Below are 20807 nucleotides of genomic sequence, written 5' to 3' on the forward strand. Positions count from 1 at the left end.
CCCGGAGATGAGGGGTGCGGGCCGGGTGGGAGACCCGCACCCCTGGCGATGATCAGGACGCGGAAGAGGCCGACCGCTCCCGGAACAGCTCGTAGGCGTCCTCGGGCTTGGCGTCGTCGTGCACCACGGCGCGGACCGCGGCCAGCATCGCGGCCGGGTACTCGCTCTGGAAGATGTTGCGGCCCATGTCGACGCCCGCCGCGCCCTCCTGCATCGCCCGGTACGCCATGGTCAGCGCGTCGAGCTCGGGCAGCTTCTTGCCGCCGGCGACGATGATCGGCACCGGGCAGGCCGCGGTCACGGTCTCGAAGCCCTCGTTGACGTAGTACGTCTTGACGATGTGGGCGCCCATCTCCGCGCTGATCCGGGTGGCGAGCCGGAAGTAGCGCGCGTCGCGGACCATGTCCTTGCCCACGGCGGTCACGCCGAGCACGGCGATGCCGTGCCGCTGCCCGGCGTCCACCAGGGCCGCCAGGTTCGCCACCGACCGGGACTCGTGCTCGCCGCCGATGAACACCTGGATCGCCAGCGCCGCGGCGTTGAGCCGGACCGCGTCCTCGATGTCCAGGGCGATGTGCTCGTCCGAGAGGTCCCGCAGCACGCTGGGCCCGCCGCTGGCCCGCAGCACGACACCGGCGTTGCTGTGCGACGGGATGCTGGTGCGCAGGGCGCCGCGGGTCATCATGATCGCGTCGGCGTCCGGCACGAGCGGGGCGATGTTGGTGTCCAGCCGCTCCAGGCCGGCCATCGGCCCGAGGAAGTAGCCGTGGTCGAAGGCCAGCATCACCGTACGGCCGTTGTCGGGTCGGAAGATCCGGGACAGCCGGTTCTGCAGGCCCCAGTCCTGGGCGTGGGCTCCCTTGACGTGGAACCCGGCGGCGGTGGCGGCGGCCCCGCCGAAATCGCGGGCGTCGAGCAGACCGTCGGTGTCAGCCATTGCTGTTTTCTCCTGTGCTAGTTCCAGCGGTTGTCGCGGCCGCGGGTCGCAGCCGTCGACGGGTTCGGGTGGTCCCGCCGGCGTTGCGGAGCGCTCCGCCACCGGCGAGGAAGAGGACGAACAGCACCAGGCCGCCCTTGAGCAGGTTCTGCGCGGCCGTGCTCCAGCCCACGAGGTTGACGAGACCGTCGAGCAGGATGAAGAAGAGCGCGCTGCCCCAGATGCCGACCGGCACGGCCCGGCCGCCCGAGATGAGCGTGCCGCCGATGACGACGACGGCGACCGAGTCGAGCAGGTAGCGCGTGCCCAGGTCGGGCGACGGCGCGATGTAGGCGGCGAGCAGCGCGCCCGCCAGTCCGGCGAGGGCGCCACTGGCCAGGTACGTCGTGCCGATGATCCGGGTGACGGGGATGCCGGCCCGTTCCGCGGCCGGCCGGCTCTGCCCGACCGCGAGCAGCGAGCGGCCGTACGTCGTGCGGCGGAGCAGGACGACGACCAGCGCGGTCAGCGCGGCCACCGCGACGGCGAGCACGGGTACGCCTGCCGGGCGCAGGTTGAGCAGCTTGCGCAGCCCGTCGTCGGGCACCGCGGTGAAGCCGTCGGCCAGCGACAGCGTCAGCGACGAGGCGATCAGCCCGGCGGCCAGGGTGGCGATGATCGGCGGGACGGACAGCCCGAGGATCGCCACCACGCTGATCACCGCGACGGCCAGCCCGGTCCCGATGCCGGCCAGGATGCCGACCGGCACCGAACCGGTCGACGCGGTCACCTGGACCGCGACGAAACCGGCGAGGGAGATGATCGGCGCCACCGACACGTCGATGTTGCCCGGCCCCGCGGTGATCACCAGCATCTGGCCGAGGCCGACGATGACCAGGTACGGGGCCAGGGACAGCGCGAGCGAGACGGTCTGCCCGCTGCCCTGACTGGAGATGGCGAGGATGGTGACCCAGACCAGCGTGGCGGCGACGAAGCCCCAGATCCAGGGGCGGGCGAGCGTACGGAGGGTCATCGGAGCACCTTTCCGACCACGGCGCGGCCGGCCAGCACGGCCAGCACGATCACGCCCTGTACGGCCGACTGCATGTTCGACGGCACGTCGAGCAGGCTGAGGACGACACTGACCAGGCCGAGGGTGATGCCGCCGATGGCGACGCCCCACGGCACGGCGGTGCCGCCGGCGAAGGATCCGCCGCCGAGGATCACCGCGGCGACCGTGATCAGGGTGTAGCTGGTGGCGGACGAGACGTCGCCGCCGCCGGTCTGCGACGCGAGGGCGAGCCCGGAGAGCACGCCGAGCGCCCCGGCCACGACGTACGCGATGATCCGCGCGGTCAGCGGTCGCAGGCCGGCCCGTTGCAGCGCGACCGGGTTGCTGCCCAGCGCGCGGACCCGCACCCCGACGGAGCTGCGGGCGGACAGCAGCCAGACCACCGCGGCGACGACGAGGATCGGCAGCAGCGGGGCGGGGAAGCCGCCCGGCTGCCAGGAGCCGAAGGTCGCCAACCACTCGGGGGTGCTGCCGCCCGGCGTGGGCAGGACGAACATTCCCAGTCCCAGCCAGACGAACGAGGCACCGAGGGTGGCGATCAGTGACGGCACCCGGCGCAGGTGGATCAGCGCGCCGAGCACCGCGTAGGCCGCCACGAGGCCGAGCAGCATCAGCGCGCCGGTGCCGGGGGAGGAGACCAGCTTCGTGGCGGTGATGACGGTGACCAGGCCGACGAAGTTGCCGATGCCGAGGTCGATGTCGCCCACGGACATGAGCACCATCTGGGCCTGGGCCGCGATGACCAGGGGCACGGTGGCCGAGAGGACCAGGGTGAGACCGGGGACGGTCAGCACGTCGGACTGCAGGGACGCGCAGACCGCAATCATGGCCACCATGGCGACCGCGCTGACCATGGCGGGGCCGGTGCGGCGCAGCAGGGCCCGCGACGGCATCGCCGTCGCGACGAGATTCGTCATCGCTGTGCTCCCGTGGGCTCGGATTCGGCGAAGGAGACGGCGATGATCCGTTCCTCGGAGATTTCCGCGCCGGTCAGCTCGGCGACGACCCGGCCGGCGCGCAGCACGTAGACCCGGTCGCAGTGCGCCATCTCGGCGTTCTCGCTCGAGTACCAGACCACGCTGCGGCCGCCCGCCGCCTCCTGCCGGATGAGCGTGTAGAGGTCGGTCTTCGTGTGCACGTCGACCCCGCGGAACGGGTCGTCGAGCAGGACCAGGTCCGCCGTGGAGGCGAACGCCCGGGCCACGATGACCTTCTGCTGGTTGCCGCCGCTGAGCTCGGTCATGCCCGCGTCGGCGCCGCCACGGATGGCCAACCGGTCCACCCAGTCGCGGACCGCGGCGTCCTCCGCGCCGGTACGGCGTACGCCGTATCGGGCCAGGCCGCGCATGGCGGTGACGATGAGGTTCTCCGCCACGGACCACAGCGGCAGGATGCCGGAGCGCTGCCGGTCACCGGGCACATAGGCGCGGGTGCCCTCGACGGTGGTGTCCCGCCGGACGGGGCGCCACAGCCGTTCGAGCACCTGCTGCTGGCCCTGGCCGGCGAGGCCGGCCAGCCCGACGACCTCGCCCCGGCCGACCGTGATCGACACGTCGTGCAGGCCGTGGCCGGTGGCGCCGCGCAGTTCGCCGACGACCGGCCGGTCGCCGGCCACGCGGGCGGGGGCGGGCGCGGCGGCGGGCTCGGCCACCTCCGCACCCATCAGGGTGAGCACGTCCTGTTCGCTGAGGCCGGCCGCGGTCCGCTCCTCGACGACCGCGCCGTCGCGCATCACCGCGACCCGGTCGGCCACGGAGAGCACCTCACGGATCCGGTGCGAGATGAGCAGGACGGCCGTGCCCTGGGCGGTGAGCCGCCGGACGTACGCGTAGAGCGACCGCGCGGCGTCCGGGCCGAGCGACTCGGTCGGCTCGTCCAGGATCAGCAGGTCGAGCCGATCGACGAGGCTCGCCCGGGCGATCTCCACCATCTGCCGCTGGGCCAGCGACAGGTCCTCGACCCGGTCCCGCGGCGACACCCCGTGGCCCGGGAACATCTCGTCCAGCCGGCGGGTGACCTTGGCGCTGGCCGCCCGCCGCCAGCGCAGGCGGGGCAGGCAGTGCCGGGAGGAGACCCAGATGTTCTCCGCGACGGTGAGGTCGGGGCAGAGCGACGTCTCCTGGTAGGCCATCCGGACCGCACGGAACGGCTCGGAGCCCGGCGCGACGGCGCGCGGCGCCTCCTGCCCACCCACGGTGACGATGCCCTCGTCGCACGCTTCCAGGCCGGCAAGGATGCGCATCAGCGTGCTCTTGCCAGCGCCGTTGTGGCCGACGAGGCCGAGCACCTCACCGGCGCGGACGTCGAGGTCCACCCCGGTGAGGGCTCGGGTGCGCCCGTACGTCCTGGTCACCCGCCGCGCGGTGACGACCGGTGGCGCCGCGGACGGCGTCCGGTCGTCCTGCGGCGGGGCCGCGTGCGACCCCACCGGCAGGTTGTCGACGTGCATGATGCGCTCCTCTGTTGCTGTTTGGTCAGCCGGCAGCCGTCGGGATCGGCGGCTGCACCGGGGCGCCGCCGCTCTTCACGGCCTCGACCTGCTTGCGGAAGAGCTCCTGGGTCCACGGCCATGCCGCGTACTCGTCGGGCTTCAGGACGCCGGCCCACGCGGCGACGTCCTTCTGCTCCACCAGCACGATCGGGAAGGTCATCTCCTTCGGGATGTCCTTGCCGTCGAGCAGGTCGATCGCCTGCCACAGGGCGGCGACCGACTGGCCCGGGTCGGACATGACCGCGACCGAGCCGTTGTCGAGCTTGCTGTCCTGCCAGTACTTCAGCGCGCGACCGTTGGTCTCGAAGGTGACCGCCGGGACCGGCTTGCCCGCGCTGGTGAAGGCCTGGGCGACGCCGTAGCCGTCACCACAGCCGATGACCCCGTCGACCTGCGGCACGCTCGACAGCACACCGAGCACGGCCTTCTGCGCCTTGGCGCCGTCGCACATGCCGTTGACGGTCGCGGCGACCTTGACGTCCGGGTTCTTGGCCAGGATGTCCTGCGTGGTCTGGTACATCTCCGCCTCGGGCTGGGAGCCGACCACGCCCCGGCTGACGATCACCGTGCCCTTGCCGCCGATGCCCTTCACCAGCGGCTCGGCGGCGGCCGTCGCCCAGTCCTTGAAGCTGTTGAGCAGCACGTGGGCGCAGGGGGCGTCGATCGCCGAGTCGAAGACCACGACCTTGATGCCGGCGTCGCAGGCCTGCTGGATGACCGGCTTGAGCGCGGTCGGCGAGGCCGGGTCGATCAGCAGGGCGTCCGGCTTCTGCAGCAGCAGGCTCTTGATCTGGGCGACCTGCTCGGTGGCCGAGTTCTCGCCGGGGGCGTTGACGACCTTGAACTTGCCGATCAGCCCGTCGCTCTGCGCCTTGGTGGCGGCGGCCTCGAACTTGGCGATCATGGTCTGCCGCCAGCCGTTGCCGATGAAGCCGTTGCTCAGCGCGATGAACGGCTTGTCGCCGTCCTTGGCGTTGCCGCCGCTCGCGCCGGAGCCGCAGCCGGCCGCGGTGACCGCGACCGTCGCGACGAGCGCGGCCACGACGGCGGTGCGCCGCCGTCGGGACGAGGGATGGGTACGCATGGTGGGGGCCTCCAGATAGAGCGAAAACCCGTCGGAGCGGGAGTGGACGTGCTCAGTCAGCCGACCGCAGCTGAGGGGCCGCGGTGAGGTCCAGTCATTACAGACCTGTAGTGACAGGTTGGCTAGATCTAGATGACAAACGTGTTTCAAGTCACAGTGATGGTGGTTACGTTAACGTGCCAATTCGGTGATTGGGCTGGCAAACGACCCTCGCTTCCTGTCATGACAGGGCTGCGCGGTCATGGCATGCTGTATCCGGTCGATGGGGAAGGAAGTCCATGACGATGACGTACCGGCGGCTCACCCGCGATGGGAGCGAGCCGCTGTGGATGCAGCTGATGCGGGAGCTGCGCGGCCAGATCGAGGCCGGTGAGATAGCCCCGGACCAGCCGTTGCCGTCGGAGGCGGAGCTGACCGACCTCTTTGGCGTCTCCCGCACCGTCGTCCGTGAGGCGCTGCGTGAGCTCGTCCAGCAACGGATGATCTACAAGGTCAAGGGGCGGGGCGCCTTCGTCGCTCCCCGCAAGACAGAGCTGCGCTTCGTCGGCTCCGTGTCCGGCTCCGCCGACGACCTGCGGGAGTCGGGACGCCGGGTCACCACCCACACGATCAGCCAGAGCCTCAGCCCGGCGGACCAGCGCGAGGCGGACCTGTTGCAGATTCCGGTCGGCGAGCCGGTCGTGCGGATGCGCCGGCTCCGGGGTGTCGACGGCCAGCCCTGGCTGCTCGTCGACACCGCGCTGCCCGCCCGGCTGGTGCCCGGCCTGGACCGCGCCGTCCTGGAGAATCAGTCCCTCTACGACGTGCTGCGCCGCCGGTACGGGCTCGAACCTGTCGGGGCCGACCGCTGGATCGAAGCCGTCTTCCCCGAACCCGAGGACGCCGCCCTGCTCGAGGTCACCGCCTCGACGCCCCTGCTCGGCATCGAGTCCGTGGCCTGGCTGCCGGACGGCACCCGGTTCGAGGCCTACTACGCACTGCACCGCAGCGACCAGACCCGCTTCTTCGTCGGCATCCGCTGACCTCGGCAGCACCCGAGCGGCGGGTGCCCACCGTACTGAAACCGGCCGCGCGTCGGATCGTTGCTCCCAGGGGCGGCCGGTAGGCGGCAGTGCTGGCTTCGGCCCACGGATCAGGCCGATGGTTCTCGATCCGTCGCGCGGTCCGGTCGAGGGGCGGATCGGGGAGTGGAGGGAGCGTCAGATGGGCAAGCTCGTCGTGACGGAGTTCGTGACGCTGGACGGGGTGGCGCAGGCGCCGGGGGCGCCCGACGAGGACCGCAACGGCGGCTTCGCGCATGGCGGGTGGCAGGCGCCGCTGGTGGACCAGGAGTCCGGCAGTGCCATGTTCGAGCAGGCCGCGAGCATGGACGCGCTGCTGCTGGGTCGGAAGACGTACGAGATCTTCGCCGCCTACTGGCCGAAGGCGCCTGCGGAGATCCCCTTCACCGGTTTGCTCAACCGGGTGCCCAAGTACGTGGCGAGCCGTACGCTTGCCGAGCCGTTGGGGTGGGAGGGATCGACGCTCGTCAGCGGTGATCTCGCCGAGGGCGTTGCCGGGCTGAAGGATCGCCACGACGAGCTCCACGTGATCGGCAGCCTCGACCTGGTGCAGTCGCTGCTGCGCCTCGGCCTCGTCGACCGGCTGCACCTGTGGCTCTATCCGCTGGTGCTCGGTAGCGGCAAGCGGCTGTTCGCCGGGGGCACCGTGCCCACCGCCTTCCGGCTCGCCGAGTCGATCACCCACTCCAACGGCGCACTGCAACTGACCTACATGACGGCAGGCATCCCGAGCTACGGCAACCTCGCCGTCTAACGGTGCGTCGCACCGGACGCGGGCTCCAGCCGTTCACGGCCCCGACCGAGCGTGAAGCGCAGCGGCCCGCCGTCACCATGAACCGGCCAGCCCCCGGCGAGCGCCGCCTGGATCAGTTCCGCGACCAGCCGTGGCGTGACCGGGGCCAGGGCGAACACCTCGGCCACCCGGTCCGCAGGTGCGGTGATGATCGGTCCGAAGTTGAGCCACGGGTCGTCGAAGGCCACCTGGACCTCCAACTGGCTGCTCCTGGTTGCGATGTGCCAGACCCTGACCACGACGTGACCGGGGTCGACGTGACTCACCATCCATCGGTAATCGAGGCCGGCGACGCGAATCCTCCGCTTGCGAATCCTGGCCACGGTGCGAGCGTAGGCGGCCGCGCCTGCACCGTGGTAGCGGAATTCGCGACAGAGCGTCGGGCCGGAGCGTGCCCGGTCCCGGCCTGCTCATTCATCTGGCCCACTTCCAGACGGCGTGGAAGCCCTCGGTCTGCCGCATCCAGAAGTAGCCGTACGTCGCGGTGCTTCCGAGGTAGGGCCCGATCTGCGCGAGCAGGGCCCTGGTGCCCTTTCGGTCATGCTCGGCCAGGTAGTTGGCCAGCGCCAGCCAGTGCCGAAGCGTGATGCCCCGGCCGATCAGGCGAGGCTCGCCGGCCCCGCGCCACTTGGCGGCGCACGCGTCGATCTCCCGGATCACCTCGGGCCGGCGGAAGTAGCTCGCTTTCGCGGCCAGCGACTCCGCCCGCGTGTCGAAGCCGTATTCGCGCAGCGCGTACTCGAAGTGGGCGAGCAGCGGCAGCATCGCCACCGATGAGCCGACGGGCGCGGCGGCGGCGGGCTCGCGGGCCGCGGCGAACATCTGCTCGTGCGAGCCGTACCACTTCTCGCAGAGGAAGGTCACCGCCATGAGGTGGGTCTCGAAGTTGTACGGGTCGCGCTTGACCGACTCGCCCATCGCCGCGAGGAACTCGTCACGCTGCCGGTGGCCGTCGGCGAGCATCGAGGTCAGGCGGACCACCCATGGGTAGGGGTCGTCGGGGTTGAGCTCCACCGCGCGCTGGCTGGCCCGGGCCGCGAGGGCGGAGAGTCGGTGGAACTCCTGGAACTGCTCCCGGCTGGTTTCGCGAGCAGACGCGGCACCCCGGGCCTCGCCAGCCAGGTCCATCAGGGCGTCAGCTCGCAGGATGGCGACCGTCGGGTCGTCCGGCACAGCGGCTTCCCACGCGTCCAGCCAGTGGGGGGACTGACCGGCAGCGCCACCCAGCACCGAGAGCCGGCGGCCGCGCAGCTCCCAGTCCCGGCCAGTGGCCTCGGTCAGGTCCCGGGCTGCTGCCCAGTCACCCGCGAGCGCCCGGTCACGCGCGGCGCGCAACTCCAGATCGGCCTGGCTGTAGTCGGAATCCGGGTTGGGCGGCTTGCGGAAGCGTCCGAACATCCGGCGATCATAAAGATCGACACAACTACACGTCCGCCCGCCCTGACCGATTGGGCATTCGTGACCGCGTCCAGGCACCGGCATCGACGCGATCGGCGGTATCCGCCGCTCGCTGACCTGTCGGGCGTCACCGGAGGGGCACACCATACTGGTCGGGGCCGGGGCACCGCGGTCACCGGGGCTTCCGGCGCATCCCACGATGCGAGCAGGGATTTGTTACCTACCAAACCGATGGGATAACTTCCCAACCATGATCCGTAGCAGCCACTCGCCGACCGGGAAGCGCATCGTCACTTCCCTGGTCGTGCGGCGCTACGTCGACCACCAGCGCACCTGCAGCGCGCTCTGTCCGCGCTGACCGAGTAGGCGAGGACGTCGCTTCCGCGGCGGCGCGCAGCTGCTCCCGCACGAGCGCTCGTCGCGGCGCATCCGACCGCTGTCACCTCCCACCTCTCGCCGGCCTGGCCCGGCGGCCCTGACACCCGGACGCCGGGCGGCTCCGGCATGAGCACGTCGCCCTGCGCCTGAATCCCGTCGCCCCTCCACGCAGTTTTCCTTGCCGGCACGAAAGGCCATCACGCATGTCACGATCCAGGTTCCGGTCCACCGCGCTGACGGGGGCTGCCGCCCTCGCCGTGGCCGGGTTGCTCGCCTCCTGCTCGGGCGGCGGCTCGCCCGGTGCCGGGCAGGACGCCGGCGACCCCGTCTACGGCGGCACGCTCGTCTACCTCGAGCACCAGCCGCCGAGCTGCCTCTACCTGCCGGCCGCGGGCTTCTACCCGAACGGCGGGGTGCTCAACCAGCTCACCGACAAACTCACCTGGCAGGACCCGAAGACACTCAAGGTCGAGCCCTGGGTCGCCAAGTCCTGGGAGGTCAACGCCGACGCGACCGAGTACACGTTCCACCTGCGCGACGGGGTGACCTTCAGCGACGGCAGCCCGCTCGACGCGGAGACCGTGGCGGCGAACTACGACGTGTACGGCCTCGGCAACAAGGACCTGAAGCTTCCGGTGGCCGAGTTCGTCAACAACTACGAACGCAGCGAGGTCGTCGACAAGGACACGGTGAAGTTCCACTTCGACAAGCCGTCGCCCGGCTTCCTGCAGGGCACGTCGGTGATCGGGGCAGGCCTCGTGTCCAAGAAGACCATCTCGCTGCCGTACGAGGAGCAGTGCCAGCTCAAGAACGTCGTCGGGTCCGGCCCGTTCACCGTCGCGAACCAGGTCGTCGACAAGGAGATCGAACTGGTGGCCCGCGAGGACTACAACTGGGCCCCGCCGTCCTTCGCCCACCAGGGGCGCGCCTACCTCGACCGGATCAAGATCATCGTGGCTCCGGAGGACAGCGTCCGGGTCGGCGCGTTGACCTCGGGGCAGGCCGACTACGTGCGTTACGTGCAGGCGTACGACGAGGCGACCGTGACCTCCGCCGGCCACCGCATCTACGCCGAGCCGACCCGCGGCGTCAACAACGGGCTCTACCTGCGACCGGCGAACAGCATCCTGCAGGACATCAACGTCCGTAAGGCGCTGCAGGCGGGCACCAACGCCAAGGAGGTCGTCGAAACGCTCTTCACCGGCAGCTACCCGGTGGCGACCTCGGTGCTCAGCCACCTGGCAGAGGGGTACACCGACCTGTCCGCGCAACTCGCCTACGACCCCGACCGGGCCAACGCCCTGCTCGACCAGGCCGGCTGGGTACGCGGCGGCGACGGCATCCGGGAGAAGGGTGGCCGCAAGCTCGAACTGGGCGTCTTCGTCTCCGGCCCGCAGCCGCTGTCGAAGCAGACCCTCGAACTGGTCGCCCAGCAGTGGACCAGGATCGGTGTGCGGCTCGACGTCCGCCCCGCGGACTCCGGCACCCAGGCCGTGGACATCAAGAACGCCGAGCGGACGGCCATCACGCACTCGATGGTGGGACGGGCGGACCAGGACGTGATCAAGAGCCACTTCCACACCAAGAACCGGGACGTGCTGCTCTCCAATGACCCGAAGCTCGATCGCCTGCTCGAGGAGCAGTCCGCGCTCGTCGACGAGAACGCGCGCAACGCGAAGGTCGTCGAGATCCAGCGGTACGTGATCGAGCAGGGCTACGCGATCCCGCTGTTCGAGGAGCCGCAGGTGTACGGCGCCGCGCCGTACGTGCACGGCGTCGGCTTCGAGGCGGTCGCACGCCCCAGCTTCTACGACGTGTGGCTGTACAAGAAGGACAAGTAGGGCGGCGGGCGGCTCATGACCAGGTATCTCGCGCTCCGTGTCGGGCAGGCCGTACTCGTGCTGTGGGCCGCCTTCACCGTCGGCTTCGTGCTGCTGCAACTGCTGCCGGGCGACTCCATTCTGATCAAGTTCCAGAACCCGGAACTCGGGCTCTCGCCCGAGCAGATCGCGGAGATCCGCCAGCTGTACGGCGGCGACGAGCCGGGCATCGTCCGGTACGTCCACACGCTGCTGGGCTTCCTGCGGGGTGACTTCGGCTATTCGATCGACACCGGCACGCCGGTGATCGAGCGGCTGGCCGAGGGCCTGCCGGCGACCGCCGAACTCGCCGGCCTCGGCTTCCTCGTCGCCGTGCTGATCGCCGTGACCATCGCCTTCGTGTCGAGCCACAGCCGGTTCGCCTGGATCCGGGGTGCGCTGCTGGCGGTGCCGTCGCTGTTCATCTCGGTCCCCACCTTCTGGCTGGGCATCGTGCTGATCCAGGTGTTCTCGTTCCAGCTCGGACTGGTGCCCGTCATCGGCGGCACCCGGTTCGAACAGCTCGTCCTGCCCGTGCTGACTCTCGCCGTACCGATCTCGGCGCCGCTGGCGCAGGTCCTGGCCCGCAGCCTCGACCGGGTTCACGCGCAGCCGTTCGTCGCGGTGGTGGCCGCCAAGGGCGCCTCGCGCCGCTGGATCCTCTGGCGGCACGTCGCCCGCAACGCGCTGCTACCCACGCTGACGATCGCCGGGGTGACCTTCGGCGAGCTCATCGCGGGGTCGGTCGTGACCGAGACGGTCTTCGGCCGCAACGGCATCGGCCGGCTGACCGAACAGGCGGTCACCGCCCAGGACACCCCGGTGATGCTGGCCGTCGTGGTGCTCGCCGCAGCCGTGTTCGTGCTGGTCAACCTCGTGGTCGATCTGCTCTGTCCCGTTCTCGACCCACGACTGACGACGAAGGTCGGTGTCACCGCATGACCGCCCGATCCGGTATCGACGCCCTCCGGCCCGCGCGGCCGGCCCCGGCCCGGCTGCCGCTGCGCCGGCCACCCGTCGCGCTCGTGCTCGCCTGGCTCGCGATCGCCGTCGTCGTGCTGTGGGCGGTCGCGCCGGGCCTGTTCACCGGCCACGACCCGATCAACGGCGTACCGGCGCAGAAGCTCCAGGCACCGAGCGCCGAGCATCTCTTCGGCACGGACGCCCTGGGCCGGGACCTCTTCGCCCGCGTCGTGCACGGCTCCGCCCGCTCGCTGTCCGGCGCGTTCGTCGCCGTGGCGGTCGGGCTCGTGCTGGGCACGCTGCTCGGGCTGCTCGCCGGATCGGTCGGCGGCCTGCTCGACGAGCTGGTGATGCGGGTGGTCGACGTGCTGCTGGCGGTCCCGGGACTGCTGCTCGCGCTGACGGCCATCATCCTGCTCGGCCCAGGCACCATCAACGTGGCGATCGCCGTCGGCATCGGCTCGGTGGCGGCCTTCGCCCGGCTGGCGAGATCAGAGGTGGTACGGGTCCGGCGCGCCGACTACGTGGAGGCCGCGTTCGGCAGCGGAGGCCGGTTCACCACCGTGCTCCGGCGGCACGTGCTGCCCAACTCGCTCGGTCCCGTCGTGGCGCTCGCCGCGGTGCAGTTCGGCGCCGCGATCCTGGCCATCTCCACGTTCAGCTTCCTCGGCTACGGCGTGAAGCCGCCCACCCCCGAGTGGGGGCTGCTCATCTCGGAAGGACGCAACTACCTGGCCACCTCGTGGTGGCTGACCACCCTGCCGGGCGTGGTCGTGGTCCTCGTCGTGCTCGCCGCCAGCCGCATCAGCCGCGCGATCAGCAGGGAGGACGGATGAGCCTGCTCGAGGTACGCGACCTGACCGTCTCCTACCGCACCCGCGACCACGTCCACCCCGCGGTCGACGGCATCTCGTTCGCCGTCGAACGCGGCGAGGTCGTCGCGGTCGTCGGAGAGTCCGGTTCCGGCAAGTCGACCACGGCACACGCGATCATCGGCCTGCTGCCCGCGAACGGGTCCGTCGACTCCGGCCAGATCCTGCTCGACGGCACGGACGTCGCCGGCTGGTCGTCGAAGCGTCTGGAGTCGGTCCGTGGCGCGCAGATCGGCCTGATCCCGCAGGACCCGACGAGTTCGCTGAACCCGGTCATGACGATCGGCGCGCAGATCGGCGAGACGCTGCGGATCCACAAGCGTGGCGACCGACGCGCCATCTCGCGCCGCGTGATCGAACTGCTCGACCGGGTCGGCCTGTCCGACCCCGAGCTGCGCGCCCGGCAGTATCCGCACGAACTCTCCGGCGGGATGCGTCAGCGCGTCCTCATCGCCAGCGCGATCGCCCTCGAACCACAGCTCGTCATCGCCGACGAGCCGACGAGCGCGCTCGACGTCACCGTGCAGCGGCGCATCCTCGACCTCATCGACGACCTCCGTACGGAGTTCGGCACCGCCGTGATCCTCGTGACCCACGACCTCGGCGTCGCCGCCGACCGGTCGAACCGGCTCGTCGTGATGCGCGACGGGCGGGTCGAGGAGCAGGGGGCTACCGCGGCGGTGCTGGCCCGACCGGAAGCCGAGTACACCCGGCGACTGCTGCGGGACGCCCCGTCGCTGGCGCCACGACAGTTCCGCGACGTCCCCCCTCCGGCGCGCGGCGGAAGCTCCGCCGGCGGGCAGCCGCCCGCGATCGTCGCCCGCGACCTGGTCAAGGAGTTCCGGGTCGGGCGCAAGACGTTCCGGGCGGTCGACGGGGTCTCGTTCGACGTACGGCGGGGGACGACGCATGCCCTCGTCGGCGAGTCGGGGTCCGGCAAGACGACGACCGCGCGGATGGTCGTCCGCTTCGCCGCGCCGACCTCCGGTTCCGTGACGATCGGCGGCACCGACGTGGCGCGGCTGCGTGGCGAGGAACTGCGCCAACTGCGCCGCCGGGTGCAACTGGTCTACCAGAACCCCGCCGGCTCGCTCGATCCCCGGCAGTCCGTCGGCGACATCGTGGCCGAACCGCTGCGCAACTTCCGGCTCGGTGACCGGGCCGGCCGTGGCAAGCGGGTGCGGGACCTGGTCGACCGGGTGGCCCTGCCGCAGACGGTGCTCGACCGCAAGCCGCGTGAGCTCTCCGGCGGTCAGCGCCAGCGCGTCGCGATCGCCCGCGCGCTGGCCGTGGACCCGGAGGTGCTCGTGCTCGACGAAGCGGTCTCCGCGCTCGACGTGACCGTGCAGGCGCAGATCCTCGACCTGTTCGACGGGCTGCAGCGCGAACTCGGGCTCACCTACCTGTTCATCTCGCACGACCTCTCGGTGGTGCGGCAGATCTCCGACACCGTGTCGGTCATGAGAAAGGGACGCATCGTGGAGACCGGAACCACGCGGCAGGTCTTCGAGACGCCGCAGCACGAGTACACCCCCGAGTTGCTCGCCGCCGTACCCGGCGCCGTCGCGGAGCTGGCGGCATGAGCCGTCCGCGACTCGGGTTCTTCACCCGGCTGCTCGACGACGGGCCGGCGGAGGCGCGCTACCGGCTGGCCGCCGAGCAGATCCGGCACGCCGAGGCGTACGGGTTCGACTCCGCCTGGGTGGCCCAGCACCACTTCCACGCAGCCGAGGGCGGGCTGCCGGCACCGCTGGTGTTCCTCGGGCACGTCGCCGCGCAGACCAGTCGGATCCGTCTCGGCACCGGCATCATCACGTTGCCGCTGGAGAACCCGGTTCGCGTCGCCGAGGACGCCGCGGTGCTCGACCTGCTCAGCGGCGGCCGGCTCGAAGTCGGCGTCGGCAACGGCGGCACCCCCTCGTCGTTCAGCGCGTTCGGGCAGGACAGCGCGAACCGCTCGGCCATCTACGCCCAGCATCTCGCGGTGCTCGTCGACGCCTGGTCGGGCCGCGCCCTCGGCGACGACGGCAACCACCTCTACCCGGCGGCGCCGCGCCTGCTCGACGCCATCTGGGAGGCGACCTTCTCGGTGAGCGGGGGAGCCCGCGCCGGGAAGGCCGGCAACGGACTGATGCTCTCGCGTACCCAGCCGCGCACCGAGGACGCCCCGCACGCCACGCTGGCGGAGATCCAGCGTCCCATCGTGGACGCCTACCACGACAACCTGCCGGATGGTGTGCCGCCGCGGATCATGGCGTCGCGTACGGCCTTCGTCGCCGACAGCCGCGCCGAGGCGCTGCGCGTCGCCGAGGCAGGGCTCGGTCGCGCCGCGCGGCAGCTCAGGGCGAAGGGCCACCCCGTGCCGGACGGGGGCCTCGCGCAGCTCATCGCCGCGTTCGACGTGCACGTCGGAACCCCGGACGACGTCATCGCCAGCCTGGAGGCCGACCCGACCCTCGAACGCTCGACCGACCTGGTCTTCCAGGTGCACTCGGTCGACCCTCCGCATCCGTTCGTCCTCCGCTCGATCGAGCTGCTCGCGACCGAGGTCGCGCCCGCGCTCGGCTGGACGTCGAGCACCACCGCCGACCCGTCGACCGAGCTGAGCAGAGCATGAGCACATCCGTCGCCGACGTCATCGACCACCTGGTCGGCATCGAGCCGGCTTCCCACCTCGACCGGATCCGCCACCGGCGACCGGAGGCCAGGAGGAACGCACAGGCGAGCTACGAGGCCCTCTTCTCGCCGCGCCTCGCCGGGGCGGTCACCACGACCGAGCGGCTCGCCGTCGCCGCGTTCGTGACCGCTCTCCACCAGGACGCCGCGACCGCCGACTTCTACGCCGCCCGGCTGGCGGAGCACTCACCGCGGCTGGCCGCGGCGGTCGCGAGAGAGGCCGAGGCAGGCAGGACCACCGGCCCGTACGGCGCCTACCCGGCGCCCGGTCCGCTCGCCGCGGAGAGCGTGGCGGGGCCGGCGTACCGGACGAACGACCGCGACGCGCTGGGAACGCGACTCGCCGCCGCACTGGAACACGCCCACCTCCTGGTGTTCCGTCCGCGCGAGTCGAGCCGTGAGGCGTTGCAGGCACTCCTCGACGCCGGCTGGAGCACCACCGACGTGGTGACCCTGTCGCAGCTCGTCGCCTTCCTCAGCTTCCAGGTGCGCCTCGTCACGAGCCTTCGGCTGCTGGCCGTGCCACCCAGAAAGGAATCCCCGTCGTGACCGACACCGTGCTCGACCGTCCCGCCGCCGCGCGGTCGCTCGCCTTCACCCAGGACCAACTCGGCTGGGAGCCCTGGCTCGCACCGCTGAGCGAGGCGGAACTCACCGACGTCCATCGGGAGGCGCTCGTCGACAAGGCGCGCGCCAACTTCCCCTACTTCCTGCTGCTCGCGCGGGACCCGGAGATCCTGCGCGCGCGGACGAAGACCGACAAGGACATCTTCTACAACCCGGACGGGGGCCTACCGCGGGCGGAGCGGGAACTCGCGGCGGCGGCAACCTCGCGCCGCAACGGCTGCGTCTTCTGCGCCTCCGTCCATGCCCGGTTCGCCTCGCACCACTCCAACCGCCCCGACGACGTGCAGCGGCTGCTCGACGAGGGGGTCGACGCACCCCAGGACGAGCGCTGGCGGGCCATCGTCGACGCCGCAGTGGCCCTCACGGCCACGCCGGCCGCGCTGACCGCCGAGCACATCCACGCCCTGCGCGCGGTCGGTCTCGACGACCTGGCGATCAGCGACCTGCTGCAGGCGGCCGCCTTCTTCAACTGGGCCAACCGACTCATGCTCTCCCTCGGGGAGCCGACTCCACCACCGGCCGCGTGAGCGCCGCCAGCCACCAGTCCTCGTACGAAAGGCAGTGACGTGACCGAGCCCCGACTCGACCACCTTGTCCACGCGGTGCCCGACCTCGCCGCCGGTGTCGCCGACTTCGCGGCGCGCACCGGCGTCACCCCCGTTCCCGGGGGCCGGCACCCTGGCGGTACCGCCAACTACCTCGTCGGGTTCGGCCCGACCGCATACCTCGAGATCATCGGTCCGGATCCGGAGGCCGATCCCGCCCTCCGCCCGAGCACCTTCGGCCTGGACGCCCTGACCGAGCCTCGCCTCGCCACCTGGGCGGTGCACCCGGACGACATCGAGAAGACGGTCGGCCTCGCGCGCGAACGCGGGTACGACCCCGGCGAGATCCAGCCGTTGTCCCGTCGTCGACCCGACGGGGTGCTGCTGTCCTGGCGGCTGACCCGACGAAAGGAACGGGCGGCGGGCGGGCTGGTGCCGATCCTCATCGACTGGGGCGGCACGGAACATCCCGCGCGTTCCGGCTTGCCGCAGGTGCGGCTCGCCTCGTTCACCGCGACGCACCCGGACCCGTCGGTGGTCCGCCGCGACCTCGCCGCGCTCGGCGTCGAACTCGACGTGACCGCCGGACCGCAGACCGCGCTGGAGGCGGTACTCGACACCCCGCGCGGCTCGGTGACTCTGCGCTGAGCGGCCGATCGGACAACACCCAGAAGAGAGCGAATGCTGTGAGTAACCTTCGTGAATACCTGTCCCAGAAGCGGGCGGCACTGACCGCGCGCCGTGCCCCGGACCGCGGCCCCGTTCCGTTGCGCGCCCGGGTCACCGCCGAGGGACGCAGCGGCGTACGGCGCATCCGGATCCGTGACTTCCAGGTCATCAGCGACAGCGGTCCGGACTTCGCCGGCTACGATCTCGGGCCCGGCTCCCCGGAGCTGCAGGCCGGCGTGCTCGGCAGCTGCGTGACGCACATCTTCCTGATCAAGGCAGCGGAGCTGGAGATCCCGCTCGACTCCCTGGCGGTGGACGTGCAGGCCGAGTACGACCCACGTGCCCAGGAGCCCGGGAACACCGAGGCGCCGGTCCACCCGTACAACTTCCGTTACGAGGTGCGGGTCGACTCGCCGGCCCTCGACGAGGACCTGGCACGACTGCACGCTGAGGTGCAACGGGTGTGCCCGATCCTCAACCTGCTGCGCAATCCGCAGGAGATCAGCGGCTCGGTGACTCGGGTGACTCGGGCCGACGGGGACGAGCAGGGCCGAGCCGCCTGACTCGCCGGCAGCGGCGCGCATGCCGGTGCGGGCGGTGGCGGGCGGGTCCACAGAGGCGGCCTGCGGGCGCTGGGGAGGGACGGGTCACCGTCCCTCCCCGATCTCGACCCTGCCGCTCAGGACAGGAACTTGTCCAGGGCCGTCTCGACGGCGTCGGTGTCCGGCGAGGCGTACGCCTTGTCGGTGTTCTTGTTGTACGACGAGAGGAAGGTCGGGCAGCGGTTCGCCGGGGTGCTCACGGTGCCGCCGTCGCCGATCTTCTCGGCGGTCTTCGCCGCGTAGAAGGTCAGCTTGTAGCGCGACGCGACATAGTCGATGGTGACCCGCCTGTTGCCGAGGTCGGTGTATTCGCACTCGCGGGGGGTGCCCTGGCCGCCCACGAACTCCAGGCATCCGACGACCGACACCGACTCGAAGTCGGTGCTCTCGGCGTGGTACGGCTTGTCTGAGGCGATCGACGTCGACGACCAGAGCGCCGGCCGGTCGGGGGAGTTCGCGAATGTGTACGCCTTCGCGCCCGACGGCCCGTTGTAGGGCGCCGCGTTGAGGATCTGGCTGCCCTCGCAGACGTTGCCCAGGTCGCTGTCGGAGCGGGCGGTCACCGCGTTGTCGCCCGGCTCCTGCGACTCGGACCCCCCAGGGGTGGGGGAGGCGTCCGCGCCCGGCCCGCCGCTGGTTGCGCTCGGGGTCTGTTCGTCGTCGTCGACGAGGGCCAACCCGACGCCGGCGAGTACGAGCAGGGCCACCACGGCGGCGGCCAGACCGATGACCAGAGCCCTTTTCGGCTTCTGCGGCGGCAGGGCCGGAGCCTCGAACCGCGGTGCCTGCCGTGGCTGGCCGTGTCCGGGATGCCCGCCCTGCGGGGCCGGCGGCCCGCTCCGGGAGGTGACGTTTGGATCCGGCTGCCCTCCGTATGGAGGGTGACTGTCGGTCATGTGAAGCCCTATCGCTGTCGACTTGTGCCCAGGATCATCCAACAGGGTAGTGAGCGCGCGGTGGCCCGTCTCGGTTCCCGTCCGGTCACCCTGGCCCGAGATCCGACTGCCGCCCGCCGCCCACGATGCGGTTCTCCCAGGCCCAGGCGGCGATCTCCACCCGGTTGCGGACGCCGAGCTTGGTCTGGATGCCGGACACGTGGCTCTTGACGGTGCTGAGGGAGATGAACAGCTGGGCGGCGATCTCCTGATTCGTACGGCCGGCGGCGATGGCCCTGACCACCTCGGTCTCCCGTTCGGACAGTGGCCGGAGCGGCTGACGTCCCGACTTCCCGGGTGATGCGGTGACCGCCAGGTGGCGCAGCAGCCGCAGCGTGACCGACGGGGAGATCAGCGCGTCGCCGACGCTGGCGGCCCGAACGGCCTCGACGAGCAGCGCGGGGCCGGCGTCCTTGAGGACGAAACCGACCGCCCCGCCACGCAGCGCACCGTAGAGGTACTCGTCGAGGTCGAAGGTGGTGACCACGACCACCCGCAGCGGGTCGACGACGCCGGGACCCGCCAGCGCGCGGGTCACCTCGATGCCGTCGAGGCGGGGCATCCGAATGTCGACGAGGCATACGTCCGGGCGGAGTCGTCGGGCCGCGGCGAGCGCCTCGACACCGTCCGCGGCCTCCGCGACCACGCTGATGTCGGGCTGATTCTCCAGGATGAGCCGCAGGCCGCTGCGTACCATCGTCTGGTCGTCGGCGAGCAGGACGGTGATGGTCATCGCGGCTCCGGGGTGGGGACGGGCAGGGTGGCGTGTACGCACCAGCCGGAGCCCTCTCGCGGGCCGGCCCGCAGCGTGCCGCCGAGGGCTTCGACGCGTTCGCGCATTCCGACGAGGCCGTACCCGCCGAGGTGGTGAGGTCGGGGGCGGACCCGTTTGCCGTCATCGGCGACCTCGACAGTGACGGCCGACCGATCCTGGGTGACGGTGACCATGACCGAGTGGGCGTGGGCGGCGTGGCGGGAGATGTTGGTCAGCGATTCCTGGACGATCCGGTAGACGGTGCTGGTCACCTCGGGTGGCCATTCGGGTTCTCCGTCGGGCATTCGCAGTCGTACCGTGGGTCCGTGGCCGCCGAAGCGGTTGACCAACTCGCTGAGCCGCTCGGGAACGACGGCGGCTGGCGGCACGTCGTCGCTGTCGCGCAGCAGGGTGACGACGCGCCGCATCGCGGCCAACGCGTCGGAGCCGGCCTGCTCGATGCCGGACAGCACGCCGGCCAGCGTCTCCGGGCGCTTGCCGGCGACGAGTTGGGCGGCCTGGGCCTGGAGCACGATGCCGGTGACGTGGTGGGCGACGACGTCGTGCAGCTCCCGGGCCAGATTCATGCGCTCGTCCCGGCGCACCTGCTCGGCGACGGCCCGGCCGCGGGCGTCGAGCAACCGTAGACCCAGCCCGAGCGCGACAGCCGCGAGCCACCCGGCCGCGTTCCACGACGTCACGGCCCGGCTTCCCGGGTCGCCGGGAAAGGCGAGCCGGGTGCTGGCGACCACTGCGAGCCCGGCGGCCGCGACGGCGCCGGCCAACGGTACGGGGAGTGCCCTGACCGCCGAGCCGACGAGCACGGACAGGACGAGAACCATGGCGGGGCTGGGCTCGGCGGGCAGGTGGGCAAGTCGGGAGACCAGGATGGCGGTCGCCGCGACGGCGAGGCCCGCAGCCGCTGCCCCGGTTGGGTGACGCCGGCGGAGCAGGGCAATTCCGTACATCACCGCGCCGGCGGCGCAGTCGAACTGCCAGTAGCCGCCACCCCAGGTCTGCGCGATCGCGACTGCCTGGAGGGCGAGTACGGCGGCGGAGAGGACGCCGAGGCCGACATCGGCCGGCCGGCTCAGCCGATCGTGAAGACCCAT

The 20807-nt window shown here is 71.4% G+C and carries 21 protein-coding genes; 11 read left to right on the top strand and 10 right to left on the bottom strand.

Annotation, left to right across the window (positions count from 1 at the left end; all coding sequences use genetic code 11):
* Window positions 1-52: 52 nt before the first annotated feature.
* The 5 genes from lsrF to ABZ793_RS24220 are packed head-to-tail and all read right to left on the bottom strand — an operon-like array spanning window position 53 to window position 5563.
* Window positions 53-937, bottom strand: a complete 885-nt coding sequence (lsrF, locus tag ABZ793_RS24200) for a 3-hydroxy-5-phosphonooxypentane-2,4-dione thiolase (protein ID WP_357461168.1) — start codon at window positions 935-937, stop codon at window positions 53-55.
* A complete protein-coding gene (locus tag ABZ793_RS24205; protein ID WP_350705787.1) occupies window positions 930-1949 on the bottom strand; it encodes an ABC transporter permease in 1020 nt (339 codons plus the stop codon). The genes lsrF and ABZ793_RS24205 overlap by 8 nt, the downstream gene beginning before the upstream one ends.
* Window positions 1946-2905, bottom strand: a complete 960-nt coding sequence (locus tag ABZ793_RS24210) for an ABC transporter permease (RefSeq protein ID WP_357461172.1) — start codon at window positions 2903-2905, stop codon at window positions 1946-1948. The genes ABZ793_RS24205 and ABZ793_RS24210 overlap by 4 nt, the downstream gene beginning before the upstream one ends.
* Window positions 2902-4437 (bottom strand): sugar ABC transporter ATP-binding protein, encoded by a 1536-nt coding sequence (locus ABZ793_RS24215; RefSeq protein WP_357461175.1) that lies wholly within the window; start codon window positions 4435-4437, stop codon window positions 2902-2904. The genes ABZ793_RS24210 and ABZ793_RS24215 overlap by 4 nt, the downstream gene beginning before the upstream one ends.
* Before the next feature lie 25 nt (window positions 4438-4462).
* Window positions 4463-5563: an ABC transporter substrate-binding protein gene (locus tag ABZ793_RS24220; RefSeq protein WP_357461178.1), complete on the bottom strand. Its 1101-nt coding sequence runs from the start codon at window positions 5561-5563 to the stop codon at window positions 4463-4465.
* 278 nt (window positions 5564-5841) lie between these two features.
* On the opposite strand from ABZ793_RS24220, the gene ABZ793_RS24225 reads away from it, so the two are divergent.
* Together ABZ793_RS24225 and ABZ793_RS24230 are read left to right on the top strand one after the other, a co-directional pair.
* Entirely contained in the window at window positions 5842-6585 is a 744-nt protein-coding gene (locus tag ABZ793_RS24225; protein ID WP_350705795.1) for a GntR family transcriptional regulator, read from the top strand.
* A gap of 181 nt (window positions 6586-6766) precedes the next feature.
* Complete coding sequence (locus ABZ793_RS24230; RefSeq protein ID WP_357461182.1) at window positions 6767-7378, top strand: dihydrofolate reductase family protein; 612 nt, start codon at window positions 6767-6769, stop codon at window positions 7376-7378.
* On the opposite strand, the gene ABZ793_RS24235 is transcribed toward ABZ793_RS24230, so the two are convergent.
* Both ABZ793_RS24235 and ABZ793_RS24240 read right to left on the bottom strand, forming a co-directional pair.
* Window positions 7375-7683, bottom strand: coding sequence for a hypothetical protein (locus tag ABZ793_RS24235; RefSeq protein ID WP_357461185.1), 309 nt, complete (start codon window positions 7681-7683; stop codon window positions 7375-7377). The genes ABZ793_RS24230 and ABZ793_RS24235 overlap by 4 nt on opposite strands.
* 148 nt (window positions 7684-7831) lie before the next feature.
* Entirely contained in the window at window positions 7832-8815 is a 984-nt protein-coding gene (locus ABZ793_RS24240) for a hypothetical protein (protein WP_357461189.1), read from the bottom strand.
* A 581-nt stretch (window positions 8816-9396) separates the two neighbouring features.
* Between ABZ793_RS24240 and ABZ793_RS24245 the strand changes: the two genes are divergently transcribed.
* From ABZ793_RS24245 to ABZ793_RS24285, 9 genes are read left to right on the top strand one after another with little or no spacing between them, the layout of a single operon-like run.
* Complete coding sequence (locus ABZ793_RS24245) at window positions 9397-11034, top strand: TIGR04028 family ABC transporter substrate-binding protein (RefSeq protein ID WP_357461191.1); 1638 nt, start codon at window positions 9397-9399, stop codon at window positions 11032-11034.
* A 15-nt stretch (window positions 11035-11049) separates the two neighbouring features.
* The gene (locus ABZ793_RS24250; protein ID WP_357461194.1) at window positions 11050-11994 is read left to right on the top strand and encodes an ABC transporter permease; all 945 of its coding nucleotides are present in this window, start codon (window positions 11050-11052) and stop codon (window positions 11992-11994) included.
* Entirely contained in the window at window positions 11991-12851 is an 861-nt protein-coding gene (locus ABZ793_RS24255; protein WP_357461197.1) for an ABC transporter permease, read from the top strand. The genes ABZ793_RS24250 and ABZ793_RS24255 overlap by 4 nt, the downstream gene beginning before the upstream one ends.
* Window positions 12848-14470, top strand: coding sequence for an ABC transporter ATP-binding protein (locus tag ABZ793_RS24260; protein ID WP_357461200.1), 1623 nt, complete (start codon window positions 12848-12850; stop codon window positions 14468-14470). Before ABZ793_RS24255 ends, ABZ793_RS24260 begins: the two co-directional genes overlap by 4 nt.
* A complete protein-coding gene (locus tag ABZ793_RS24265) occupies window positions 14467-15504 on the top strand; it encodes a putative FMN-dependent luciferase-like monooxygenase (protein WP_357461202.1) in 1038 nt (345 codons plus the stop codon). Before ABZ793_RS24260 ends, ABZ793_RS24265 begins: the two co-directional genes overlap by 4 nt.
* Window positions 15501-16112, top strand: coding sequence for a CMD domain protein (locus ABZ793_RS24270; RefSeq protein ID WP_357461204.1), 612 nt, complete (start codon window positions 15501-15503; stop codon window positions 16110-16112). Before ABZ793_RS24265 ends, ABZ793_RS24270 begins: the two co-directional genes overlap by 4 nt.
* The gene (locus ABZ793_RS24275) at window positions 16109-16717 is read left to right on the top strand and encodes an alkylhydroperoxidase domain protein (protein ID WP_357461206.1); all 609 of its coding nucleotides are present in this window, start codon (window positions 16109-16111) and stop codon (window positions 16715-16717) included. Before ABZ793_RS24270 ends, ABZ793_RS24275 begins: the two co-directional genes overlap by 4 nt.
* Before the next feature lie 39 nt (window positions 16718-16756).
* Window positions 16757-17383 (top strand): VOC family protein, encoded by a 627-nt coding sequence (locus ABZ793_RS24280; RefSeq protein WP_357461208.1) that lies wholly within the window; start codon window positions 16757-16759, stop codon window positions 17381-17383.
* A 38-nt stretch (window positions 17384-17421) separates the two neighbouring features.
* Complete coding sequence (locus ABZ793_RS24285) at window positions 17422-17967, top strand: OsmC family protein (protein ID WP_357461210.1); 546 nt, start codon at window positions 17422-17424, stop codon at window positions 17965-17967.
* 116 nt (window positions 17968-18083) lie between these two features.
* Here ABZ793_RS24285 and ABZ793_RS24290 read toward each other — a convergent pair whose 3' ends face one another.
* The 3 genes from ABZ793_RS24290 to ABZ793_RS24300 all read right to left on the bottom strand — a co-directional run bounded on the left by ABZ793_RS24290 (window position 18084) and on the right by ABZ793_RS24300 (window position 20807).
* Window positions 18084-18716, bottom strand: coding sequence for a hypothetical protein (locus ABZ793_RS24290; RefSeq protein ID WP_357461212.1), 633 nt, complete (start codon window positions 18714-18716; stop codon window positions 18084-18086).
* A 271-nt stretch (window positions 18717-18987) separates the two neighbouring features.
* Entirely contained in the window at window positions 18988-19674 is a 687-nt protein-coding gene (locus ABZ793_RS24295; RefSeq protein ID WP_357461214.1) for a response regulator transcription factor, read from the bottom strand.
* A complete protein-coding gene (locus ABZ793_RS24300) occupies window positions 19671-20807 on the bottom strand; it encodes a sensor histidine kinase (RefSeq protein WP_357461217.1) in 1137 nt (378 codons plus the stop codon). The genes ABZ793_RS24295 and ABZ793_RS24300 overlap by 4 nt, the downstream gene beginning before the upstream one ends.

The sequence above is a fragment of the Micromonospora sp. NPDC047465 genome, assembly GCF_040643125.1.
Taxonomy (GTDB): domain Bacteria; phylum Actinomycetota; class Actinomycetes; order Mycobacteriales; family Micromonosporaceae; genus Micromonospora.